Raw genomic sequence first — 21518 nt, 5'->3', positions numbered from 1 at the left:
TCAGGCCTGGTGCTTCAGGATGTAGTCAGCGGCGTCGCCGACCGTCTTGAGGTTCTTGACGTCCTCGTCCGGGATCTTGACGTCGAAGCGCTCTTCGGCGGCGACGACGACCTCGACCATGGAGAGCGAGTCGACGTCCAGGTCGTCGGTGAAGGACTTCTCGATCGCGACGTCCTCGGTGGGGATACCGGCGATCTCGTTGACGATCTCCGCGAGACCCTCGACGATCTCTTCCTGCGTGGCGGCCATGTGGCGCTCCTTCTATAGCTAACTGGGGTGGAACAGGGTGGGACGTGTGTCCCGGCCCTAGGGGAGGGTAACGACCGTCGCGGCGTAGACGAGTCCCGCCCCGAAGCCGATGACGAGCGCGGTGTCGCCGCTCTTCGCCGCTCCGGTCGCCAGGAGCCGCTCCATAGCGAGCGGGATCGAGGCGGCCGAGGTGTTGCCGGTGGTCTCCACGTCACGGGCGACCGTGACGTGCTCCGGCAGCTTCAGAGTCTTCACCATCGAGTCGATGATCCGCATGTTCGCCTGGTGCGGAATGAAGACGTCCAGGTCGTCCGCGGTGATCCCGGCGGCGTCGAGCGCCTGCTGGGCCACCTTGGCCATCTCGAAGACGGCCCAGCGGAAGACCGCCTGGCCCTCCTGGGTGATGGCCGGAAACTTCTCGCCGCCGTCCTTGCCGAGGTACTCGTCCCACGGCACGGTCTGCTTGATCGTCTCGGACTTGTCGCCCTCCGAACCCCACACCGTGGGGCCGATGGCCGGCTCGTCCGAGGGACCGACGACGACGGCGCCGGCGCCGTCACCGAACAGGAAGGCCGTCGCGCGGTCCTCCAGGTCGGTCAGGTCCGAGAGCCGCTCCACGCCGATGACGAGGACGTACTCCGCGGAGCCTTCGACGACCAGGCCCTTGGCCAGGGTCAGGCCGTAGCCGAATCCGGCACAGCCCGCGGAGATGTCGAAGGCGGCGGGCTTGCCCGAGCCGATCCGGTGCGCGATCTCGGTCGCGACGGCCGGGGTCTGCTTGAAGTGCGAGACCGTCGAGACGATCACGGCACCGATCTGCTCCGGGGCGACACCGGCGTCGGCCAGCGCCTTCCCCGAGGCCTCCACCGACATCGCGGCGACGGTCTCCTCGGGCGAGGCCCAGTGCCGGGTCGCGATGCCGGAGCGGGAGCGGATCCACTCGTCGGACGAGTCGATGGTCTCGAGGATGACCTCGTTGGGCACCACACGGGTCGGGCGGTAACCGCCGACACCGAGGATGCGGGCGTAGGGGGAGCCCTTGGCCGGCTTGATCTTGGACATGCTGTGTGGGCTCCTTCTCTCAGGCCGTCAGGTCGGCGATGAGCGCCGCGGCCTTGTCGAGATCGTCCGGGGTCTTCAGACCCACGCTCGGTACGCCCTTCAGCGCGCGCTTGGCCAGACCCGTCAGGGTGCCACCGGGGCAGAGCTCGATGATCCCCGTGACGCCCAGCTCGGCGAACGTCTCCATGCACAGGTCCCAGCGGACCGGGTTGGCGACCTGGCCGACCAGGCGGGCGACGACGTCGGCGCCCGTGGTGACGACGAGGCCGTCCTTGTTCGAGACGTACTTCAGCGCCGGGTCCGCCGGGGTGAGCGCCTCGGCGGCCTTGGCCAGCGTGGCGACGGCGGGGGCCATGTGATGCGTGTGGAAGGCGCCCGCGACCTTGAGGGCGACGACCTTCATGGAGCCTTCGGGCTTGTCGGCCTCCAGGGCAGCGATCTGCTCCATGGTGCCGGCGGCCACGATCTGACCCGCGCCGTTGATGTTGGCGGGCGTCAGACCCAGCTTCTCCAGGTGTGCGACGACCACGTCGCGGTCACCGCCGAGGACCGCGGCCATGCCGGTCTCGGTGACGGCGGCGGCCTCGGCCATGCCCAGGCCGCGGGTCCGGACGAACGACAGCGCGTCGCCCTCGGACAGGACGCCGGCGTAGGCGGCGGCGGTGATCTCACCGACGCTGTGGCCCGCGACCGCGCCGAAGGCGGCCGGGGAACCGAGCGCCGAGGCGGACAGCAGACCGGCGGCGACCAGCAGGGGCTGGGCCACGGCCGTGTCGCGGATCTCTTCGGCGTCAGCGTTCGTGCCGTAGTGGGCAAGGTCCAGCCCGATGGCGTCCGACCACGCGGCGACGCGGTCGGCGGCACCGGGAAGTTCGAGCCAGGGAGTCAGGAAGCCGGGCGTCTGAGCGCCTTGGCCGGGAGCGACGAGTACGAGCACCCTCACACTCTCTCTTGTGGATGGCCCCTGCCGCCGGTGGGGACAGGGACGAAGAACCGTCGGGGTAATTGTTGATGTCCGACAAAAGTCTAGGACTGGGCATCGCCGTCGGCCAGACGCCCCAGAATCAGGGCGATCCGCAGCGTGAACGCCGAGCGGACATCAGAAGGAGACCATCCGGTGACGTCGGTCACACGTCGGAGCCGGTAGCGCACCGTGTTGGGGTGCACGAACAGCATCCGCGCCGCCCCTTCGAGGCTGCTGGCCTGCTCCAGGTAGACGCTCAGGGTCTCCAGTAGTGCCGACCCCGCCTCCTCCAGTGGTCTGTAGATCTCCTCCACCAGTTGATCCCTGGCAGCGGGATCGGAGGCGATGGCCCGTTCCGGCAGGAGATCGTCCGCCAGGACCGGCCGAGGGGCATCCTGCCAGGCCGTGCACGCTTTCAGCCCGGCCGCCGCGGCCTGTGCCGACTTCGTTGCGTTCAGCAGGTCGGACACCACCGGTCCGGCCACCACCGGACCCGCCGCGAACGGCCCGATCAGCGACTTGGCCACCTGGATCGGGTTGTCGCTGCCACCCGCGATGACCACCAGCCGGTCCCCGAGCACACCCGTGAGGACCTGGAGCTTGTGATGGCGGGCCGCGCGCCGGATCGCCTCGACCGTCAGCTCGCTGTCGCCCTCCGGCGCCGTGCCGAGCACCACGCACACGTGCTCCGGGGAGTTCCAGCCCAGCGCCGCCGCCCGCGACAGCGCACCCTCGTCCGCCTCGCCGGACAGCACGGCGTTGACGACCAGGGACTCCAGCCGGGCGTCCCACGCCCCGCGCGCCTCTGCGGCCTGCGCGTACACCTGGGCGGTCGCGAAGGCGATCTCCCGGGCGTACACGAGCAGCGCCTCGCGCAGGATCGACTCGTCGCCCGGGGCAGCCACCTCCTCGATCGCGGCCTCCATGACCTCGATCGTGGTGCGGACCATCTCGACCGTCTGCCGCAGGGTGATCGCCCGGGTCAGCTCGCGCGGAGCCGTCCCGAAGACATCGGTGGAGATCGCCTGCGGGGTCTCCGGATGCCTGAACCACTCCGTGAACGCGGCGATACCGGCCTGGGCGACCAGGCCGATCCAGGACCGGTTCTCGGGCGGCATGGCCCGGTACCACGGCAGGGTCTCGTCCATCCGCGCGATCGCGTTCGCCGCCAGCCGTCCGGAGGACTTCTCCAGTCGGCGGAGCGTCGCGGTGTGCGGATGGGCGGGAGCGGGATGCGCGGCATGGGTGGCGGGCGAATGCTCACGTTCGGGTTGGGGCACGTGACAAGACTGCCTTATCGGGACGGGTGCGCGGGATCCGGTCCCGTGTCCGCCCCGCGCCCCGGCTCCCGGCTGGGTCTACGGTGGCCTTCATGATTGATGTTCGCCGCGGCGCCGACCGGTACGAGGGCGGGGACCCCGCCGCCGGGATCTCCACCCGGCACGCCTTCTCCTTCGGCGCCTTCTACGACCCGGACAATCTGCGCTTCGGCCCGGTCCTCGCCTGCAACGAGGAGACCCTCGCGCCGGGCGCCGGCTTCGACGAGCACCCGCACAGCCACACCGAGATCGTCACCTGGGTGATCGAGGGCGAGCTCACCCACCAGGACAGCACCGGCGAGAAGAGCCTGGTCCGGCCCGGCGACGTGCAGCGGCTCAGCGCCGGATCGGGGGCGCGGCACGTGGAGCGCAACGACGGCGCCGGGCGGCTGCGCTTCGTGCAGATGTGGCTCGCGCCCCTCGCCGCGGGCGGCGAGCCCTCGTACGGGGTGGTCCGGGGGATCACGGACGGCGCGCCCTACGAGGTCCCCGCGGCCGGCGGCGTCCTGCACGTCCGGCGGCCCGGCGCGGGCGAGCGCGTCGCCGTACCGGCGGCGGACCGGGTGTACCTGCACGTGGTGCGCGGGGACCTGCGCCTGGACGGGGCGGAGCTGGGCCCCGGGGACTCGGCGCGGATCACCGCCGAGCGCGACCTGGAGGTCGTCGCCGGCTCCCCGGGGGAACTGCTGATCTGGGAATTCCCCGACGGGGCCTAGGTCGTCTCTTTCGGATCTTGTCCGTCCCGGCAAGATCCGAAAGAGACGACCTAGCTGGAGCGGAGCTCCGCCAGCACCGCGTCGGTGAAGGGGGTCCAGGCCTCGACGGCCCACGGGCCGAAGGCCCGGTCGGTCAGTGCCACGCACGCGGCGCGCGCGTCCGGGTCCACCCACAGGAAGGTGCCGGCCTGGCCGAAGTGGCCGAAGGTGCGCGGCGAGGAGGAAGCGCCCGTCCAGTGCGGGGACTTGTGGCCGCGGATCTCCAGGCCGAGGCCCCAGTCGTTGGGGGACTGGTGCCCGTAGCCCGGCAGGACGCCCTTGAGGCCGGGGTGGACGACGGAGGTGGCCTCGGCGACCGTGCGGACGTCCAGCAGCCGCGGCGCCTGCAGTTCGGCGGCGAAACGCAGCAGGTCCGAGACGGTGGAGACGCCGTCCTTGGCGGGCGAGCCCTCCAGGGTGGTCCGCGTCATGCCCAGCGGCTCGAAGACCGCCTGGTGCAGGTACTCCCCGAAGGGGATGCCGGTGGCCTTGGCGATGTGGTCGCCGAGGTCCTCGAAACCGGCGTTCGAGTACAGCCGGCGCTGCCCGGGCGGGGCCGACACGCGGTGCTCGTCGAAGGCCAGGCCGCTGGTGTGCGCGAGCAGGTGACGGACCGTCGACCCCTCGGGCCCGGCCGGCTCGTCCAGCTCGATCGCCCCCTCCTCGTACGCGACGAGGGCGGCGTACGCGGCCAGCGGTTTGGTGACCGACGCCAGCGCGAACCGGTGGTCGACGGGCCCGTGGGAGCCGGCGAGGCTCCCGTCGGCCCGTACGACGGCCGCCGCGGCGGTCGGCACCGGCCAGGTCTCTATGATCCGCAGGCTGTCCATGCCGCTCACGGCCTCCACGCTCTCCATGGGGCCGAGCCTACTTGCTTGGAGTGCACTCCAAGGTTTTAGCGTGGGGCCATGAGCCAGAGCCTGACGCAGACGCGGTACACGATCAGCGAGGTCGAGGCCCGGACCGGTCTGACCCAGCACACCCTGCGCTGGTACGAGCGGATCGGCCTGATGCCGCACGTGGACCGCTCCCACTCGGGACAGCGGCGCTTCACCGACAAGGACCTGGACTGGCTGGCCTTCGTGGGCAAGCTGCGCGCCACGGGCATGTCGGTGGCGGACATGGTCCGGTACGCCGAACTGGTCCGCGAGGGCGGGCACACGGTCGAGGAGCGCCGGGAGCTGCTGGAACGCACGCGCCGCGAGGTGCGCTCGCGGATCACGGAGCTCACGGACGCACTCGCCGTACTGGACTGCAAGATCGACATGTACGCCATGAAAACGGTACCCGGGAAGGCACAGCAATGACGGAGCACGGCACCACCCTCGAACAGGTCGAGCTCGGCAGGGGCGGCCCGCTGGTCGGCGTCCAGGGGCTCGGCTGCATGGGCATGAGCGAGTTCTACGGGGACACGGACGAGGCGGCGGCCCGGGAGACCCTGGAGGCGGCGCTGGCCGCCGGGGTCACCCTCTTCGACACGGCGGACATCTACGGGCGAGGCCGGAACGAGGAGTTCCTGGCGCCTTTCGTGGCCGCGCACCGCGACCGGATCACGCTCGCGACGAAATTCGCGATAGAGCGCACCGACGACCCGCACCACCGGGGCATCCGCAACGACCGCGCCTACGTCCGCGCGTCCGTGGAGGCCAGCCTGCGCCGGCTCGGCGTGGACGTCATCGACGTGTACTACATGCACCGGCGCGACCCGGCCGTGCCCTTCAGCGAGTCCGTCGGCGCCATGGCGGAGCTGGTGCGGGAGGGCAAGGTGCGCCACCTGGGCCTCAGCGAGGTCACCGGTGCGGAACTGCGCGAGGCGCACGCCGTCCACCCGATCGCGGCGCTCCAGTCCGAGTGGTCGCTGTTCAGCCGGGACGTCGAGCGCAGCGCGGTGGGCGCGGCCGCGGAGCTGGGCGTGGCGATCGCCGCGTACTCCCCGCTCGGCCGGGGCTTCCTGACCGGATCCTTCGCGGACGCCTCCGCCGACCTCTCCCAGGGCGACTTCCGGCGCTTCCAGCCGCGCTTCAACGGCGACAACGCGAAGACCAACGCGGCGCTGCTGGACCCGGTCCGGGAGATCGCGAAGGAGCGCGGGGCGAGCCCGGCCCAGATCGCCCTGGCCTGGGTGCAGCAGCGGGCGCAGGTCCACGGGCTGACCGTGGTCCCCATCCCGGGCACCCGCAAGCCGGGCCGGCTGCGCGAGAACACCGGGGCGGCCCGGATCACCCTCACGCAGCCCGAGCTGGACCTGCTGGAGCCGATCGCCGCGCAGGTCGCCGGGGACCGCTACCCGGACATGAGCAGCACCTCGACGGTGCGCGAGGGCTGAGGCCGCGGGAGGGCCGGTCCGCGGTGGGGAGGGCTGTCCACCGTGCGGAGGGCCGGCCCGCCGCTGGACGGCCGGTCCGCTACAGCGACTCGGCGGCGAACCGGTCCCGCAGCGCCGCGTACTCCGCGTCCGTGAGCAGTCCCGCCGCGTGCAGCTCGCTCAGGTGCCGCAGCCGGTCGTCGCCGGACCGGGCCCGCGGCACCGCGGCGGCGACCGGCGTACGGCCGCCGCGCACGGCGGCCAGGACGGCCGCGGCGAACGGCAGCGACTCGTGCACCGCCCCGTAGCCCACCCGGAAGACGGCCGCGGACAGGTCGTGGTCCGGGCGGGGGTCACCGGTGGTGTCCCGCACCATCAGCCGCAGATGGCCGCCGGGGCCCTGGGGGGAGCACCACTCCACGCCGGTGAGAGCGGCCAGCGGATAGCGCTGATCGCCCGCCTTCCACTTGGTGCTGGTGGCGCCCGTGCGCGACCACTGGAAGGTGATCGCCGAGCCGTCGAAGCCCACCCTGGCGTCGTACGCCTTCAGGTGCAGCGGCGGCTGCGGCACGTCGACGAGGAAGCGGGAGGACGGCTCGTCGGCATCCGGCCCGAGCCGGGAGCGCAGCGCGTCGGCGAAGGCGGCGGCGAGCGGCGCCCGGTCGCCGGGCAGCACCAGCCGGTACGGGTCGCAGACATCCTTGAGCTGCCCGGCGGCCGCTTCCATCAGCGGATCCGCGCCGGGCCGCGGGACGGCGCGGAGCACCACGGTGTCCCGCTTCCCCTCGGTCACGGTCACGGCGGACACCGCTTCGAGGGGGATCCGGCGCGTGCCGAGGGCGTGGAAGAGTCTTGGCAGCCTCGGCGTTCTGATCCCCCGTGCGAAGCGGATGAGCACCGAGTCCGAGTCGAACTCCCAGACGGCATGATTTCCGGCCAGTACGTCACCCATGCGGCACATCGTAATCGGCGGTGCCCCCATGCGTCCCCCCGGTTGCGGGGCCCGATTTCCGCGCCTCTACGCGCGTCAGTCCTGCTCTGTCCCGGAAATTCCGCGCCTACAGGCGTCGTCGCCGGTCGCGCAGACAACGGAACCGAACGCGCCGGTTCCGATCCGGGCGAAATTGTCCATCGAGTCGGTTCCTGGCGCGAAATAGCCGGTGTGACTCCTGGCCCGGGCCGAGGACAGCAGCCGTGCGCCGAAGTCCGGGGACACCGGATCGGCGCCGTGGCCCAGCCCGCCGACCTCCAGGTGCGGGACGTCCGCGATCCAGTCGCCCTCGTCGCGCGTGGCCCAGACGCGCGCCGAGGTGCGCAGCCCGGCGACGTTCTCCGCGCGCATCCCGGGGCTGCCCGCGACCACCACGTCCGTCACCCGGCGCGGCAGCTCGTGCGCCGCGACCCCGCAGACCACCGATCCGTAGCTGTGGCAGAACAGCGCCACGCTCGCGTCCCCGGGCAGGGTCGTGGTGAGGTCCTTCAGCAGGACGGCGCCGTCGAAGGCCATGCGGCCGGTGGCGGCGTCCACGCCGACCCCGGTGGGGGCCGTGTAGCCGGCCCACGCGATGACTGCTGTCCGGCTGTCCGGCGCGGCCGCGCGCTGGGCCGCGTACAGGGACTCGGCCATGCCCACCGGCGAGGTCAGGCGGCGCTGGGTGCGCTCGAAGGTGAGCACGTCGGTGTCGACGCCGGGGACGATCACCGAGACGCGCTCGGCCACGGTGAGGTCACCGAAGACCTCGGCGACGCGGCCGCCACCGGTCGGGTCGAAGGCGAGGATCTGCCGCCCGGGCTCGGCGAGCGAGGCGAAGCGGTGGGAGCGCCGGGTGGCCGTGGCCCGGTCGGCGGGGGTCAGCGCGACATCGCGGCTGCGCGCCTCCTCGACCCGGCGGGCCTTTTCGAGACCCTGCAGGTTCGCCCGGTAGCGCACGGCCGTCGGGACCCCGTCGAGGTTGCCGACGACGAGGGGGTAGCCGTCGGCGAGGCGGGCCCGCTGGGCGCCGTCCAGGCCGGCGAAGAAACGGGCCACCGTACGGGCCGGGGCGTTCGCGGGAGGCACCGGGCGGCCGTCTATCCGGGCCTTGGCCCAGGCGCCGAGGGCGGCGACCCGCAGGGGGGTACCCCCCTCGGGCCGGTGCACGGCCGTCCAGCCGGTGGTCGCCAGCATGATGAACACCACCGCCAGCGCGAGCAGGGCGCGCAGGGCGGCAGGGCGCGGGTCGGCGCCGAGAGCGGTGGGGTGGGCAAGGCCGGGCACGTTCACTACGACCAGACTATGAGACGTATTGCGCCCCGGGCGTGCCGGGTGACCGGACTCACGGCCGACCGTGGGACCCCGTGAGGCCCGAGCGGGGGGGCCGGGAGCCGCGCCGCCGGACGACGACGGCCCGCGCGGTCCGGCTACGCGGGCCCGCGCCAACTCGAGGTCAGAGCCGGGCCGATCCGGTCGAGGTAGGCCTCCGTCAGCCGGCGGATCGACTCCACGCTGGTGTCCTCGCCCTGCCCCCAGAGCCGCCCAGTGACCCGCATCACACCGCAGAACGCGGCGACGGCGACGCGCGGCCTCGGATCGGCGTCCACGTCCAGGCCCTCGCGGGCGCCGATCAGCCGGGAGATCCGCTCCTCCAGCTCGGTGGAGCGCCGCAGGTGCACGGCGAGGAGGGCCGGGGTGGATTCGATCAACCGGTAGCTGCGCATGTAGAGATCGACCGGGACCACCTCGGACAGGGCCACCTCAACGGTGTCCCAGGCGGCGAGCGCCGCGCCCCGCATGGCCTCGAAGGGCCCCTCCGCGGCCGGCCGGGCGTGCAGTTCGGCGACGAACCGCGACTCGACCAGCTCCTGGAGGGCGAAGACGACCTCCTCCTTGTTCGCGAAGTAGCGGAAGAAGGTGCGCTGGGACACGTTCACGGCGTCGGTGATCTCGTCGACGGTGGTGCGCTCGTACCCCTGGGAGAGGAACAGCAGGAGGGCGGCGCGCAGCAGCGCGTTCCGGGTGCGCCGCTTCTTGCGTTCGCGCAGTCCGGTCACCGGTGCGGCCGTCGCCGGCCGCTCGTCGATCACCACCGCGGGGGCTCCCTTCCGACGCCGAGTGGGCGGTCAGAGTACCTGTGACCGGCGGGGTGACGGCCGCTTCGTTGAGCCGTTTGCGACGTGCCGTCCGACGCCCTCGGCCCGCTCCCGCACCCGCTCGCGCATGACACGTTCGGGTCGGCCACCGGACGTGCCGCTGACCGGGTCGCTGACCGGGTCGCTGACCGGGTCGCGGGCCCGTCCGCACGGCGGCAGGGACGGCCGCGGGTCCATCCGGCAGTCTCCGGAGGCGTCAACTCCGCACGGACGAAGGCCCCGCCGGAGGGTTCCGGCAGGGCTGTCGCCTATCAGGGTGGACCCGCCCGGCGCCTCTTCCGCCCGCCCGTCGCCGCAGGTCAGCGTGGTGTCGGCGGAGCTCCGGAATCGGTCCGGGCGCTCGCCGTCCACAAGGAGTTGACCCGTCATGCGTACGTGTCGAACCGTCCGTGCCACCACCACGACCGCCCTGGCCGCGGCCTTCCTGGCCCTGACCGCCCTCGTCCCGAGTGCGGCCACCACGGCACACGCCGCGGGCCCGCCGGTCCTCGGCGCCTGTGCCACCGGGCAGCTGTGCCTGTGGGCGAAACCGGAGTTCAAGGGAGCCCGGCAGACGCACGAGCTGAGCAACCTGGACGTCAACAGCTGCACCGCGCTGCCGGCCGGGACCAGCGCCCAGTCCCTCACCAACCGCACCGGGCGCCCGGTGACGACGTACCAGTCGGCCGAGTGCGCGGAGACGGGCGAGTTCCAGACCTACCCGGGCGACGGGGTCTGGCTGCCCCAGTCGCCCTACCAGGTGCGGGCGTTCAAGGTGTGGGAGAGGTAGCCCCCCGCTGCGCCGGGGCGCTCGGCCGGTCGGCTGCATCGGCCCCGGCTGCATCGGCCGGCGTGCCGCCCAGCCGGGCGACCTCGCCGCGCAGCGCCCGTACCTCCGCCTGCAGCTCCTGGATGGCCGCCAGCTGGAGCATGTCCGCCCGGTCGTCGCGCTCGAAGCGGGAGATGAACCACGCGGCGATGTTCGCGGTCACCACACCGAGCAGGGCGATCCCGGACAGCATCAGACCGACCGCCAGGACCCGGCCGAGGCCGGTGGTGGGCGAGTGGTCGCCGTACCCGACCGTCGTCATCGTGGTGAAGGACCACCACACGGCGTCGCCCAGGTTCCTGATGTTCCCGTCGGGGGCGTCCCGCTCCACGCTGAGCACCGCCAGCGACCCGAACATCAGCAGTCCCACGACGGCCCCGGCCACGTACGTCGTCAGCTGGATCTGCGGAGCCATCCGGGCCCGCCGGCCCACCAGCATCAGGGTGGCGACCAGCCGCAGCAGGCGCAGCGGCTGCACGAGCGGCAGCACCACGGCGGCCAGGTCCAGCCAGTGGGTCCGCACGAAGTGCCGGCGGTCGGCCACCAGGGCCAGCCGGACCAGATAGTCGACGGCGAAGGCCCCCCACACCAGCCATTCCACATAGGTGCAGGCCCGGTGCACGTCCGCACGCGCGTCGGGGGCGACGATGGGCACGGCGTACGCCACGGCGAAAGCCACGGCGAGCAGGAGCAGCGGGGTCTGGCTCCGCCGCTCCCACTGTCGCAGGCGGGAGGGTTCCTTCATGCCGAGCATCGTAAGCAACGCATAAAGAAGGGCGGGCCCCGGCCGAAGCCGGGACCCGCCCGCCGGACACGCCGCAGGTGCTACGCGTCGCCGCCCGCCGCACCGGGGTCGGCCGCCGCCACGTCCAGCAGCTGGTAGCGGTCGACCGCCTGCTTCAGCACCGAACGGTCGATCCGCCCCGCCTTCGCGAGCTCGGTGAGGGTCGCCAGGACCACCGACTGCGCGTCGATGTGGAAGAAGCGCCGCGCCGCACCGCGGGTGTCCGCGAAGCCGAAGCCGTCGGCGCCCAGCGAGGTGTACGCACCCGGCACCCACCGCGAGATCTGGTCCGGAACCGCCCGCATCCAGTCCGAGACCGCCACGAACGGCCCATCGGCACCCGAGAGCTTGCGCGTCACGTACGGGACGCGCTGCTCCTCCTCCGGGTGGAGCAGGTTGTGCTCCTCGACCTCGACCGCCTCGCGGCGCAGCTCGTTCCAGGAGGTCGCCGACCAGACGTCCGCCCGGACGCCCCAGTCGGCGGCCAGGATCCGCTGCGCCTCCAGCGCCCACGGCACCGCCACGCCCGAGGCCATGAGCTGCGCCCCGATCGTGCCCTCGGTGCCCTGCGACACCCGGTGGATGCCGCCCAGGATGCCGTCCACGTCGACGTCCGCCGGCTCGGCCGGGTGCTGGATCGGCTCGTTGTAGACGGTCAGGTAGTAGAAGACGTCCTCCGCCTCCGGGCCGTACATCCGCCGCAGACCGTCCTTGACGATGTGCGCGATCTCGTAGCCGTAGGCCGGGTCGTACGCCACGCAGCCCGGGTTCGTCGAGGCCAGCAGCTGCGAGTGACCGTCCGCGTGCTGGAGGCCCTCACCCGTGAGGGTGGTCCGGCCCGCGGTCGCGCCGAGGACGAAACCGCGCGCGAGCTGGTCGGCCATCTGCCAGAACTGGTCACCGGTGCGCTGGAAACCGAACATCGAGTAGAAGACGTACACGGGGATCAGCGGCTCGCCGTGCGTCGCGTACGCCGAACCGGCGGCGATCAGCGAGGCCGTGCAGCCCGCCTCCGAGATGCCGTCGTGCAGCATCTGGCCCGTCGGGGACTCCTTGTACGCGAGCAGCAGGTCGCGGTCGACCGCCTCGTACTGCTGGCCCAGCGGGTTGTAGATCTTGGCGCTCGGGAAGAAGGCGTCCATACCGAAGGTGCGGTACTCGTCGGGCGCGATCAGCACGAAGCGCTTGCCGATCTCCTTGTCCCGCATCAGGTCCTTCAGGATGCGGACGAAAGCCATGGTCGTGGCGATCGACTGCTGCCCGGAGCCCTTCCTGGCGGCCGCGTACGTCTTGTCGTCCGGCAGCTGCAGCGGCTTCGCACGCACCACACGGGTCGGCACGTACCCGCCCAGCGCGCTGCGCTGGTCGTGCATGTACTGGATCTCGGGGGAGTCCGGGCCCGGGTGGTAGTACGGCGGCGCCCCGCCCTCCAGCTGCGCGTCCGTGATCGGGATGTGCAGGCGGTCGCGGAAGCGCTTGAGGTCGTCGACCGTCAGCTTCTTCATCTGGTGCGTGGCGTTGCGGCCCTCGAAGTTCGGGCCGAGCGTCCAGCCCTTGACCGTCTGCGCCAGGATCACCGTCGGCTGGCCCTTGTGGGCCTTGGCCGCCGCGTACGCCGCGTAGACCTTCTTGTGGTCGTGGCCGCCGCGGCCCAGGTGCTGGATCTGCTGGTCGGACATGTTCTCGACCATCGCGCGCAGCCGCTGGTCGTCCCCGAAGAAGTGCTCGCGGATGTACGCGCCCGACTCGGTCGCGTACGTCTGGAACTGCCCGTCGGGCGTGGTGTTCATCCGGTTGACCAGGATGCCGTCGCGGTCCTGGGCCAGCAGCGGGTCCCAGGAGCGGTCCCAGATCAGCTTGATGACGTTCCAGCCGGCACCGCGGAAGATCGACTCCAGCTCCTGGATGATCTTGCCGTTGCCGCGCACCGGGCCGTCGAGGCGCTGCAGGTTGCAGTTGACGACGAAGGTCAGGTTGTCCAGGCCCTCGCGCGCGGCGATCGACAGCTGGCCGAGCGACTCCGGCTCGTCCATCTCGCCGTCGCCGAGATACGCCCAAACGTGGGACTTGGAGGTGTCCGCGATTCCGCGCGCCTCCATGTACCGGTTCATCCGCGCCTGGTAGATCGCACCGAGCGGACCGAGGCCCATCGAGACGGTCGGGAACTCCCAGAAGTCCGGCATCAGCCGCGGGTGCGGGTAGCTCGAAAGGCCGTACGGCGCCTTCGACTTCTCCTGGCGGAACGAGTCGAGCTGCTGCTCGGTGAGCCGGTCCAGGAGGTAGGCGCGGGCGTAGATGCCGGGGGAGGCGTGGCCCTGGAAGAAGATCTGGTCGCCGCCGTCGCCCTCGTCCTTGCCCCGGAAGAAGTGGTTGAAGCCCACGTCGTAGAGGGAGGCGGAGGAGGCGAACGTGGCGATGTGGCCGCCGACGCCGATACCGGGACGCTGGGCGCGCGAGACCATCACGGCCGCGTTCCACCGGGTGGCGTTGAGGACCTTGCGCTCGATCTCCTCGTTCCCGGGGAAGAACGGCTCGTCCCGGGTGGCGATCGTGTTGACGTAGTCCGTACTGCGCATCTCGGGCACGGCCACGCGCTTCTCGCGGGCGCGCTCGATCAGCCGCAGCATCAGGTAGCGGGCACGCTCACGGCCCCGCTCGTCGACCGCGGCGTCGAGGGAGTCGAGCCACTCCTGCGTCTCCTCCGGATCGAAGTCCGGGACCTGACTCGGCAGGCCGCCAATGATGATCGGATTGCGATCGGATGCGGAAGCCACGCTGTTCCTTCGCTGTCGGGGGAGTCGTGCCTTGGGTTCGCCGCCTCCCATGCTCTTACGCTGGGCCGAAATCTTCATCTTTACCACCGGGTAATCCCCGGAAACCGCAGGAAACCCGGGAGGTGAGGACCGGCGGGGATCCGTAGCGAATCCGACCGAACCGCACCTTACGCCCAAGCCGGGCGCTCGCTTCGCAAGGCCGTTCGTCCCTCAAACAGGTAGGAAAGGCATCAAGCGTCGACGATGATGCCGAATGAGCTGGAATGGTGTGGGATGAATCACGAGAGGTGTACACGGGGAGGCTGAAAGTTGCGGCGAGACGGCCGTAATCGTCACCGTTTCGACGGTCTCGGCGGCCGGGTACTTGCGCGATCCGCCGCGCCCGTGTGGACTACGCCCAATGCTGCGCGTACGCGCGCCGCCGAGAGACATTCACCGAACATGAGCAGGAGGCACCCCGTGAGCGCGACCGCGGACCACGCGGAGAACCTGGCCGCCAGGCTGGGTTTCCAGTCCGAACAGGTGGTCCAGGAGATCGGCTACGACGACGACGTCGATCAGGATTTCCGTGATGCCGTCGAGCAGTTCGTCGAGGAGTTCGTCGACGAGGACTACGACGACGTCGCCGACGCGGTGCTGCTGTGGTTCCGGGAGGACGACGGCGATCTGACGGACACCTTGGTCGATGCCACCGAGCTCGTCGAGGACGACGCCCTGATCCTGCTGGTCACCCCGAAGACCGGCAAGCCCGGCTTCGTCGAGGCCAGCGACATCAGCGAGGCGGCCGAGACCGCGGGCCTCTCGCTGGCCAAGGGTCTCCCCATCGGCAAGGAGTGGACGGCGACCAAGCTGGCCACGCCCAAGGTGGCCAAGTCCAAGCGCTGAGCCGCGCCCCGCAGCCAAGCGGACACGCACCCCGCCGGCCGGATTCCATCCGGGTCGGCGGGGTGCGTGCGTTCCGGGGACACGGTCCCCATAGGCTGGACCCACCCGAACAGCCCAACGCAGGGATGCAGGAACGAAGGGAAGCGAGAGATGGCGATCCAGGTCGGCGACAAGGCTCCGGACTTCGAGCTCAAGGACAACCACGGTGCGACCGTGCGGCTCTCCGACTTCCGGGGCGAGAAGGCAGTGGTGCTGCTCTTCTACCCGTTCGCCTTCACCGGTGTCTGCACCGGCGAGCTGTGCGAGCTGCGCGATCAGCTCCCGCGCTTCCAGAACGACGACGTGCAGCTCCTCGCCGTCTCCAACGACTCGGTGCCCACCCTGCGGGTCTTCGGCGAGCAGGAGGGTCTGGAGTACCCGCTGGTGTCGGACTTCTGGCCGCACGGGGAGACCTCCCGCGCGTACGGGGTCTTCGACGAGGACAAGGGATGCGCGGTCCGAGGCACCTTCATCATCGACAAGGACGGCATCGTGCGCTGGACTGTCGTCAACGGACTGCCCGACGCACGTGACCTGAACGAGTACATCAAGGCACTCGACAGTCTCTGAGCGTGCCCGCGCGGGCCGTCCACGCAGTTTCCCTGCGAAAACCGCTTTCCAGGCGGGAACCCGTCACTAGGATCGAAACGTTGATCCGGTAGCTCCCCCGGTCACGACCGGGAGGGCCCCCTGCACGACGGGGCACCGCCCCACACACAGAACCCAATGGAGGACCCGTGGGAGTCAGCCTCAGCAAGGGCGGCAACGTCTCGCTGACCAAGGCCGCGCCTAACCTGACGGCGGTCATCGTCGGTCTGGGCTGGGATGCTCGCACCACCACCGGTGTCGACTTCGACCTCGACGCCAGCGCGATCCTGACCAGCGACCAGGGCAAGGTCACCAGCGACGCGAACTTCGTCTTCTTCAACAACCTGAAGAGCCCCGACGGCTCGGTGGAGCACACCGGTGACAACACCACCGGTGAGGGCGAGGGCGACGACGAGGCGATCAAGGTCAACCTGGCCGGCGTCCCGGCCGACGTTGCCAAGATCGTCTTCCCGGTCTCGATCTACGAGGCCGAGAGCCGCCAGCAGAGCTTCGGCCAGGTCCGCAACGCGTACATCCGCGTCGTGAACCAGGCCGACAACACCGAGCTCGCCCGGTACGACCTCTCCGAGGACGCCTCGACCGAGACCGCGATGGTCTTCGGCGAGCTGTACCGCAACGGTGCGGAGTGGAAGTTCCGCGCCATCGGCCAGGGTTACGCCTCGGGCCTGCGCGGCATCGCGCAGGACTTCGGCGTCAACGTCTGAGCCTGAGAGCAGTTCGTCCGTCCGGCGCCGTGCACTGTGTGTACGGCGCCGGACCGGCTTTACCCGCGGGCACCGCCACCGCGGCCGGCGCACCGCAAGGCGCGTCACGCCCGCAGCACGGCAGGACCGCGGCACTGCACCACCGCAGGACGGAAGCACCGCACCACCGCACTACGGAAGCACCGCACCACCGCAGCACTGCACCACCGCCACACCCGTCACCACGGCACTCCGCCACACCGCCACACCGTCGTCCGGGGAGGACCACAACATGGGCGTCACACTCGCCAAGGGGGGCAATGTCTCCCTCTCCAAGGCCGCACCGAACCTCACCAGGGTTCTGATCGGTCTCGGATGGGACGCGCGCTCGACCACGGGAGCAGACTTCGACCTCGACGCCAGCGCGCTGCTGTGCAACAGCGGCCGGGTGCTGGGCGACGAGTACTTCGTCTTCTACAACAACTTGAAGAGCCCCGACGGCTCCGTCGAACACACCGGGGACAACCTCACCGGCGAGGGTGAAGGCGATGACGAGTCGATCATCATCGACCTCACCAAAGTGCCGGAGGCCGTCGACAAGATCGTCTTCCCGGTCTCGATCCACGATGCGGACGCCCGCCGGCAGAGCTTCGGCCAGGTCAGCAATGCCTTCATCCGCGTGGTCAACCAGGCCGACGGCCAGGAACTGGCCCGCTACGACCTCTCCGAGGACGCTTCCAGCGAGACCGCGATGATCTTCGGTGAGGTCTACCGGTACGGCGGCGAGTGGAAGTTCCGTGCAGTGGGACAGGGGTACGCGTCGGGGCTCAGGGGCATCGCTCTAGACTTCGGGGTCAACGTTTCGTAAAGCCGTACAAGACGCATGGGGTGCCAGGTGCCAGTGGTTCTGAAAACCTTCGGCTGGTCGTTCGCCATCACGGCGCTCGGCCTCGCCTTTGCCGCGTGGCAGTGGGGGTGGGAGGCGTTCGGGGTCGTACTGATCCTGTCGGTCCTCGAGATCTCGCTGTCCTTCGACAACGCGGTCGTCAATGCAGGAATTCTGAAGAAGATGAATGCCTTCTGGCAGAAGATCTTCCTCACCGTCGGCATCCTGATCGCCGTCTTCGGAATGCGGCTGGTCTTCCCGGTGGCGATCGTCGCCATCAGCGCCAAGGTCGGGCCCATCGAGGCCATCGAGCTGGCGCTCGACCATCCCGAGCAGTACGAGGCCCTGGTCACCGACGCCCACCCGGCCATCGCGGCCTTCGGTGGCATGTTCCTACTGATGATCTTCCTCGACTTCATCTTCGAGGAGCGGGACCACAAGTGGCTCGCCTGGCTTGAGCGTCCGCTGGCCAAGCTCGGCAAGGTCGACATGCTGTCGGTCTGCATCGCCCTGATCGCGCTGCTGGTCTCCGCGATGACCTTCGCCGTCAACGCCCACACCAGCACCGGCCACGCGGACAAGTCCGCCACCGTGCTGCTCGCCGGCGTCGCCGGCCTGATCACCTACCTCATCGTCGGCGGCCTGTCCTCGTACTTCGAGGACAAGCTGGAGGAGGAAGAGGAGCGCGAGCACGAGGAGGAGGAGAAGGCCAAGGCGGCGGGCAAGCCCGTCTCCGCGGTGGGTCTGGCCGGCAAGGCCGCGTTCTTCCTCTTCCTCTACCTCGAGGTCCTCGACGCCTCGTTCTCCTTCGACGGGGTCATCGGCGCCTTCGCCATCACCAACCACATCTTCTGGATGGCGCTCGGCCTCGGTATCGGTGCCATGTACGTCCGTTCGCTCACGGTCTACCTGGTCCGCCAGGGAACCCTGGACGACTACGTGTACCTGGAGCACGGTGCGCACTACGCGATCGGTGCCCTCGCGGTCATCCTGCTGGTCACCATCCAGCACGAGATCAGCGAGATCATCACCGGCCTCATCGGCGTGGTGCTGATCGCCGCCTCCTTCTGGTCCTCGGTGCGCCGCAACAAGCGCATGGAACTGGAGGGTTCCACCGCCGAGGCATGACCGCGGCGGTAATGCGGAACGCTCCATTGCGGGGCGGTCCACCGGGTTCACGGACCCGGCGGGCCGCCCCGCTTCCGTAGGCTCGGAACGATCAGGGGATCAGGGGACCAAGGGGGGTAGGGGATGGGCTTCTTCGACGGCATTCTGGGCAGCCGGGCCGTGCAGTTCCAGTCGGGCAATGCCTCGTCGAACGCGATCGAGCTGACGAAACGACATTCGACGGTGTCGCTCACCAAACAGGGGGCCGTCCACGGCAATCTGCGCGTCAATCTGTCCTGGCGCATGCGCACCTCGGACATCGGCGGCCGCTCCGGCCAGAGCGGCCAGCTCTTCCGGCATCCGTTCAAGCTGTTCAAGCCGGACATGGTCCAGGCACACACCCAGGGCATGGTCAACGTCGACCTCGACATGGGCTGCCTCTACGAGCTGACGGACGGTACCCGCGGGGCCGTGCAGCCGCTGGGGAACCTGCTGGGCGACCTCAACGACCCGCCGTACGTCAAGCTCAGCGGGGACGACCGGTTCGGCTCGGCGTCGGGGGAGACCCTCTACGTCAACCTCGACCACGCCGACGAGATCAAGCGACTGCTGGTCTTCGTCTACATCTACGACCAGACCCCGGCCTTTGACCGGACACACGCCATGGTGACCCTCTACCCCGTCACGGGGCCGAGGATCGAGATCCCGCTGGACGAGCGGCAGCCACAGGCCCGCTCCTGCGCGGTCGTCTCCCTGGAGAAGGTCAAGGGTGAGCTCGTCGTGCGGCGCGAGGTGAAGTTCGTGTACGGGTTCCAGGCCGAGCTCGACCGGCTGTACGGCTGGGGGCTCCAGTGGGGGCGGGGCTACAAGAGCACCAAGAGCTGACCGGGGCCCCGGGACGCGACAGCGTCCCCGGGGCCCTCGGCGACGCCGGCGGTGTCGGCGATGCCGGAGAGGCCACGGACATCAGGGATGTCCGTGACGTCAGCGGCGTCAGCGGCGTCAGTGGCGGATGAACTGCGGGCCCTGCACCGGCAGCCGGAAGGACGGGTCGCCGCCCGGCCCCGGCACCGGGGCCGGGGACACCGGCTGCGGGTACCCGTACGCGGGCTGGATGGGCGGCGGGGCCTGCGTGGGCGGGGCCATCATCGCCGTCTGCTCGGAGGCGCCGTCGGCCGCCACCCCGGCGGCCGGGCTCGCGTCGGGCTCGGCGGCGTTCTCGTCGACCGAGATCCCGTGGTCGGTCGCCAGACCCACCAGCCCGTCGGAGTAGCCCTCGCCGAGCGCCCGGAACTTCCACCCCTCGCCCCGCCGGTACAGCTCCCCGCAGATCAGGGCCGTCTCCGCGCCGGTCTCGGGCCGTACGTCGAAGTAGGCCAGGGGTTCGGAGCTGCCGGTCACGGTGGCGTCGTAGAGAAGGATCCGCAGGTCGTGGACCCGGCGGAACGGGACGTCCTCGGCGGAGGCGACCACCAGGATCCGGTCCACCGTCGGGGTCACCGTGCGCAGGTCCGCCTGGACGGCGTCGGTGATCGCGTCGCCGATCTGCTTCTTGCCGAGCCGCCAGACGGCTCCCGAGGGGTGCCGCGGCTGGTTGTAGAAGACGAAGTCCGAGTCGGAACGCACCCGGCCGTCCGGGCCGACGAGCAGCGCCGAGGCGTCCACGTCCGGCACCTCGGGGCCGCCGGTCCAGCGCAGCACCGCCCGGACCGCCACGGCGGCCACCGGGATGTTCGAGCCCTTCTGCATCGCGTGCGTCATGCACGTCATCCTGCCCTCCCGGGGTGGACAGCGACAATGCGGCCCCCCGTAGGGCCTTGTCTCGAACGCGAGACCTGGGCATGGTGCAAGAGGGTTACCTGAACTTCATGTGCTTGAGGAACTCCTGACTCACGTTCGTACGTACTATTACCGGCCATGCCAGTTGGGCCGCCGAGGCAGTACGGGGGAAGCACATGCGTCACTTTGGGCACATAAGGCCCACTGTCCGGAAGGATCTCTTCCACCAGGAACCGGCAGAATTCACCGGCGCCTCGCCTTCCCGCGTCCTCGCAGCGGCCCTGGGGGCCACGCTCTACAGCCCGGCCACCCGCCCCACGCTCGCCGCGGACATCCGCAAGCAGGCGGCCCGCGGAGTCGTCTCCATGGTCCTCTGCCTGGAGGATTCCATCAGCGACGCCGATGTCGCAGGGGCCGAGGAGAACCTCGTCCGGCACTTCGCCGAGCTCGACGCCGACCCGGCGGAGCTCCCGCTGCTCTTCATCCGCGTCCGCACGCCCGAGCAGATTCCCGACCTGGTGCGCCGGCTGGGCGGCTCCGTGCGGCGGCTGTCCGGATTCGTACTCCCGAAGTTCGACGAGAACCGGGGAATCGCCTTCCTCGAAGCCGTCGCCGAGGCGGAGGCGGCCTGCGGCCTGCCCCGCCTGTATGCCATGCCCGTCCTGGAGACCCCGGACCTCCTCCACCTCGAAACCCGCGCCCTGGCCCTCGCCGGCATCTCCCGCACGGTCAACAGCCACCGCGAGCGGGTCCTGGCGCTACGGCTCGGCGTGACCGACTTCTGCTCGGCCTACGGCCTGCGGCGCACGCCCGACATGACCGCGTACGACGTCCAGATCGTCGCGGGCGTCATCGCGGACGTCGTCAACGTCCTCAGCCGCGCCGACGGCACCGGCTTCACCGTGACCGGGCCCGTCTGGGAGTACTTCCGCAGCCAGCAGCGCCTCTTCAAGCCCCAGCTGCGCCGCAGCCCCTTCCTGGAGGAGGGCGTGGAGGAACTGCGCACCGCCCTGATCGAGCACGACCTGGACGGACTGCTGCGCGAGATCGAACTGGACCGGGCCAACGGACTGCTCGGCAAGACCTGCATCCACCCCGCCCACGTCACGCCCGTGCACGCGCTGTCGGTGGTCTCGCACGAGGAGTTCTGCGACGCGCAGGACATCCTGCGGCCCGAGCGCGGCGGCGGCGGAGTGATGCGCAGCGCCTACACGAACAAGATGAACGAGGTGAAGCCCCACCGGGCCTGGGCCGAGCGCACCATGCTGCGCGCCGAGGTCTTCGGTGTGGCGAAGGAGGAGGTCGGCTTCGTCGACCTCCTGACGGCCGGGCTCCAGGTGTGAGCAGCCCCCACGGACGCACAGGCGGACGCGGGCCCGGG

The 21518-nt window shown here is 70.5% G+C and carries 22 protein-coding genes; 11 read left to right on the top strand and 11 right to left on the bottom strand.

Going from position 1 to position 21518, the window contains the following annotated elements:
- The 4 genes from OG444_RS13025 to OG444_RS13010 all read right to left on the bottom strand — a co-directional run bounded on the left by OG444_RS13025 (position 1) and on the right by OG444_RS13010 (position 3555).
- Entirely contained in the window at positions 1-249 is a 249-nt protein-coding gene (locus tag OG444_RS13025) for an acyl carrier protein (RefSeq protein ID WP_030009997.1), read from the bottom strand.
- A 57-nt stretch (positions 250-306) separates the two neighbouring features.
- The gene (locus OG444_RS13020; RefSeq protein ID WP_327262327.1) at positions 307-1311 is read right to left on the bottom strand and encodes a ketoacyl-ACP synthase III; all 1005 of its coding nucleotides are present in this window, start codon (positions 1309-1311) and stop codon (positions 307-309) included.
- A gap of 19 nt (positions 1312-1330) precedes the next feature.
- Positions 1331-2248 (bottom strand): ACP S-malonyltransferase, encoded by a 918-nt coding sequence (locus OG444_RS13015; RefSeq protein WP_327262326.1) that lies wholly within the window; start codon positions 2246-2248, stop codon positions 1331-1333.
- Between the two features lie 89 nt (positions 2249-2337).
- Positions 2338-3555 carry a PucR family transcriptional regulator gene (locus OG444_RS13010; protein ID WP_327262325.1) on the bottom strand — a complete coding sequence of 406 codons (1218 nt, stop codon included), beginning with the start codon at positions 3553-3555 and terminating at the stop codon, positions 2338-2340.
- 92 nt (positions 3556-3647) lie between these two features.
- Between OG444_RS13010 and OG444_RS13005 the strand changes: the two genes are divergently transcribed.
- Positions 3648-4310, top strand: a complete 663-nt coding sequence (locus tag OG444_RS13005; RefSeq protein ID WP_327262324.1) for a pirin family protein — start codon at positions 3648-3650, stop codon at positions 4308-4310.
- A gap of 50 nt (positions 4311-4360) precedes the next feature.
- Here OG444_RS13005 and OG444_RS13000 read toward each other — a convergent pair whose 3' ends face one another.
- Complete coding sequence (locus OG444_RS13000) at positions 4361-5179, bottom strand: serine hydrolase domain-containing protein (RefSeq protein WP_327266767.1); 819 nt, start codon at positions 5177-5179, stop codon at positions 4361-4363.
- 78 nt (positions 5180-5257) lie between these two features.
- Here OG444_RS13000 and OG444_RS12995 point away from each other — a divergent pair, with 78 nt between their 5' ends.
- Complete coding sequence (locus tag OG444_RS12995) at positions 5258-5656, top strand: MerR family transcriptional regulator (RefSeq protein ID WP_327262323.1); 399 nt, start codon at positions 5258-5260, stop codon at positions 5654-5656.
- Complete coding sequence (locus tag OG444_RS12990) at positions 5653-6675, top strand: aldo/keto reductase (protein ID WP_327262322.1); 1023 nt, start codon at positions 5653-5655, stop codon at positions 6673-6675. Before OG444_RS12995 ends, OG444_RS12990 begins: the two co-directional genes overlap by 4 nt.
- 79 nt (positions 6676-6754) lie before the next feature.
- On the opposite strand, the gene OG444_RS12985 is transcribed toward OG444_RS12990, so the two are convergent.
- The 3 genes from OG444_RS12985 to OG444_RS12975 all read right to left on the bottom strand — a co-directional run bounded on the left by OG444_RS12985 (position 6755) and on the right by OG444_RS12975 (position 9717).
- The gene (locus tag OG444_RS12985) at positions 6755-7615 is read right to left on the bottom strand and encodes a DUF4429 domain-containing protein (protein ID WP_327262321.1); all 861 of its coding nucleotides are present in this window, start codon (positions 7613-7615) and stop codon (positions 6755-6757) included.
- A gap of 66 nt (positions 7616-7681) precedes the next feature.
- Positions 7682-8833, bottom strand: a complete 1152-nt coding sequence (locus OG444_RS12980; RefSeq protein ID WP_405792677.1) for an alpha/beta hydrolase — start codon at positions 8831-8833, stop codon at positions 7682-7684.
- Between the two features lie 221 nt (positions 8834-9054).
- Complete coding sequence (locus OG444_RS12975; RefSeq protein ID WP_327266765.1) at positions 9055-9717, bottom strand: TetR/AcrR family transcriptional regulator; 663 nt, start codon at positions 9715-9717, stop codon at positions 9055-9057.
- A 433-nt stretch (positions 9718-10150) separates the two neighbouring features.
- Between OG444_RS12975 and OG444_RS12970 the strand changes: the two genes are divergently transcribed.
- A complete protein-coding gene (locus tag OG444_RS12970; RefSeq protein WP_327262320.1) occupies positions 10151-10552 on the top strand; it encodes a peptidase inhibitor family I36 protein in 402 nt (133 codons plus the stop codon).
- Here the strand turns inward: OG444_RS12970 and OG444_RS12965 are convergent.
- Both OG444_RS12965 and aceE read right to left on the bottom strand, forming a co-directional pair.
- On the bottom strand, positions 10533-11336 hold the full coding sequence (locus tag OG444_RS12965; protein WP_327262319.1) for a potassium channel family protein: 804 nt from the start codon (positions 11334-11336) through the stop codon (positions 10533-10535). The two genes, OG444_RS12970 and OG444_RS12965, sit on opposite strands and share 20 nt — an antisense overlap.
- A gap of 80 nt (positions 11337-11416) precedes the next feature.
- A complete protein-coding gene (gene aceE / locus OG444_RS12960; RefSeq protein ID WP_327262318.1) occupies positions 11417-14149 on the bottom strand; it encodes a pyruvate dehydrogenase (acetyl-transferring), homodimeric type in 2733 nt (910 codons plus the stop codon).
- Between the two features lie 459 nt (positions 14150-14608).
- Here aceE and OG444_RS12955 point away from each other — a divergent pair, with 459 nt between their 5' ends.
- From OG444_RS12955 to OG444_RS12930, 6 genes are all read left to right on the top strand, one after another.
- Positions 14609-15034 (top strand): DUF3052 domain-containing protein, encoded by a 426-nt coding sequence (locus OG444_RS12955; RefSeq protein ID WP_327262317.1) that lies wholly within the window; start codon positions 14609-14611, stop codon positions 15032-15034.
- Between the two features lie 150 nt (positions 15035-15184).
- Positions 15185-15643: a peroxiredoxin gene (locus OG444_RS12950; protein WP_327262316.1), complete on the top strand. Its 459-nt coding sequence runs from the start codon at positions 15185-15187 to the stop codon at positions 15641-15643.
- Between the two features lie 167 nt (positions 15644-15810).
- Entirely contained in the window at positions 15811-16386 is a 576-nt protein-coding gene (locus OG444_RS12945; RefSeq protein WP_030009302.1) for a TerD family protein, read from the top strand.
- A 271-nt stretch (positions 16387-16657) separates the two neighbouring features.
- Positions 16658-17233 (top strand): TerD family protein, encoded by a 576-nt coding sequence (locus OG444_RS12940; RefSeq protein ID WP_327262315.1) that lies wholly within the window; start codon positions 16658-16660, stop codon positions 17231-17233.
- Positions 17234-17266: 33 nt separating this feature from the next.
- Complete coding sequence (locus OG444_RS12935) at positions 17267-18379, top strand: DUF475 domain-containing protein (RefSeq protein WP_327266764.1); 1113 nt, start codon at positions 17267-17269, stop codon at positions 18377-18379.
- A 123-nt stretch (positions 18380-18502) separates the two neighbouring features.
- Entirely contained in the window at positions 18503-19243 is a 741-nt protein-coding gene (locus OG444_RS12930) for a TerD family protein (protein ID WP_327262314.1), read from the top strand.
- A 117-nt stretch (positions 19244-19360) separates the two neighbouring features.
- Here OG444_RS12930 and OG444_RS12925 read toward each other — a convergent pair whose 3' ends face one another.
- Positions 19361-20119 carry a TerD family protein gene (locus tag OG444_RS12925; protein ID WP_327262313.1) on the bottom strand — a complete coding sequence of 253 codons (759 nt, stop codon included), beginning with the start codon at positions 20117-20119 and terminating at the stop codon, positions 19361-19363.
- A gap of 194 nt (positions 20120-20313) precedes the next feature.
- Between OG444_RS12925 and OG444_RS12920 the strand changes: the two genes are divergently transcribed.
- Positions 20314-21480: an HpcH/HpaI aldolase/citrate lyase family protein gene (locus OG444_RS12920; RefSeq protein ID WP_327262312.1), complete on the top strand. Its 1167-nt coding sequence runs from the start codon at positions 20314-20316 to the stop codon at positions 21478-21480.
- Positions 21481-21518: the final 38 nt, after the last annotated feature.

Source organism: Streptomyces sp. NBC_01232, assembly GCF_035989885.1.
Taxonomy (GTDB): Bacteria; Actinomycetota; Actinomycetes; order Streptomycetales; family Streptomycetaceae; genus Streptomyces.
This window is presented reverse-complemented; position numbering and strand designations above follow the sequence as displayed.

Coding starts and splice junctions, on each gene's coding strand:
- OG444_RS12950 (WP_327262316.1), top strand. CDS start 15,185: ATGGCGATCCAGGTCGGCGACAAGGCTCCGGACTTCGAGCTCAAGGAC.
- OG444_RS13020 (WP_327262327.1), bottom strand. CDS start 1,311: ATGTCCAAGATCAAGCCGGCCAAGGGCTCCCCCTACGCCCGCATCCTC.
- OG444_RS13000 (WP_327266767.1), bottom strand. CDS start 5,179: ATGGACAGCCTGCGGATCATAGAGACCTGGCCGGTGCCGACCGCCGCG.
- OG444_RS12930 (WP_327262314.1), top strand. CDS start 18,503: ATGGGCTTCTTCGACGGCATTCTGGGCAGCCGGGCCGTGCAGTTCCAG.
- OG444_RS12995 (WP_327262323.1), top strand. CDS start 5,258: ATGAGCCAGAGCCTGACGCAGACGCGGTACACGATCAGCGAGGTCGAG.
- OG444_RS12925 (WP_327262313.1), bottom strand. CDS start 20,119: ATGACGCACGCGATGCAGAAGGGCTCGAACATCCCGGTGGCCGCCGTG.
- OG444_RS12940 (WP_327262315.1), top strand. CDS start 16,658: ATGGGCGTCACACTCGCCAAGGGGGGCAATGTCTCCCTCTCCAAGGCC.
- OG444_RS12985 (WP_327262321.1), bottom strand. CDS start 7,615: ATGTGCCGCATGGGTGACGTACTGGCCGGAAATCATGCCGTCTGGGAG.
- OG444_RS12965 (WP_327262319.1), bottom strand. CDS start 11,336: ATGAAGGAACCCTCCCGCCTGCGACAGTGGGAGCGGCGGAGCCAGACC.
- OG444_RS12990 (WP_327262322.1), top strand. CDS start 5,653: ATGACGGAGCACGGCACCACCCTCGAACAGGTCGAGCTCGGCAGGGGC.
- OG444_RS13005 (WP_327262324.1), top strand. CDS start 3,648: ATGATTGATGTTCGCCGCGGCGCCGACCGGTACGAGGGCGGGGACCCC.
- OG444_RS12970 (WP_327262320.1), top strand. CDS start 10,151: ATGCGTACGTGTCGAACCGTCCGTGCCACCACCACGACCGCCCTGGCC.
- OG444_RS12920 (WP_327262312.1), top strand. CDS start 20,314: ATGCGTCACTTTGGGCACATAAGGCCCACTGTCCGGAAGGATCTCTTC.
- OG444_RS13025 (WP_030009997.1), bottom strand. CDS start 249: ATGGCCGCCACGCAGGAAGAGATCGTCGAGGGTCTCGCGGAGATCGTC.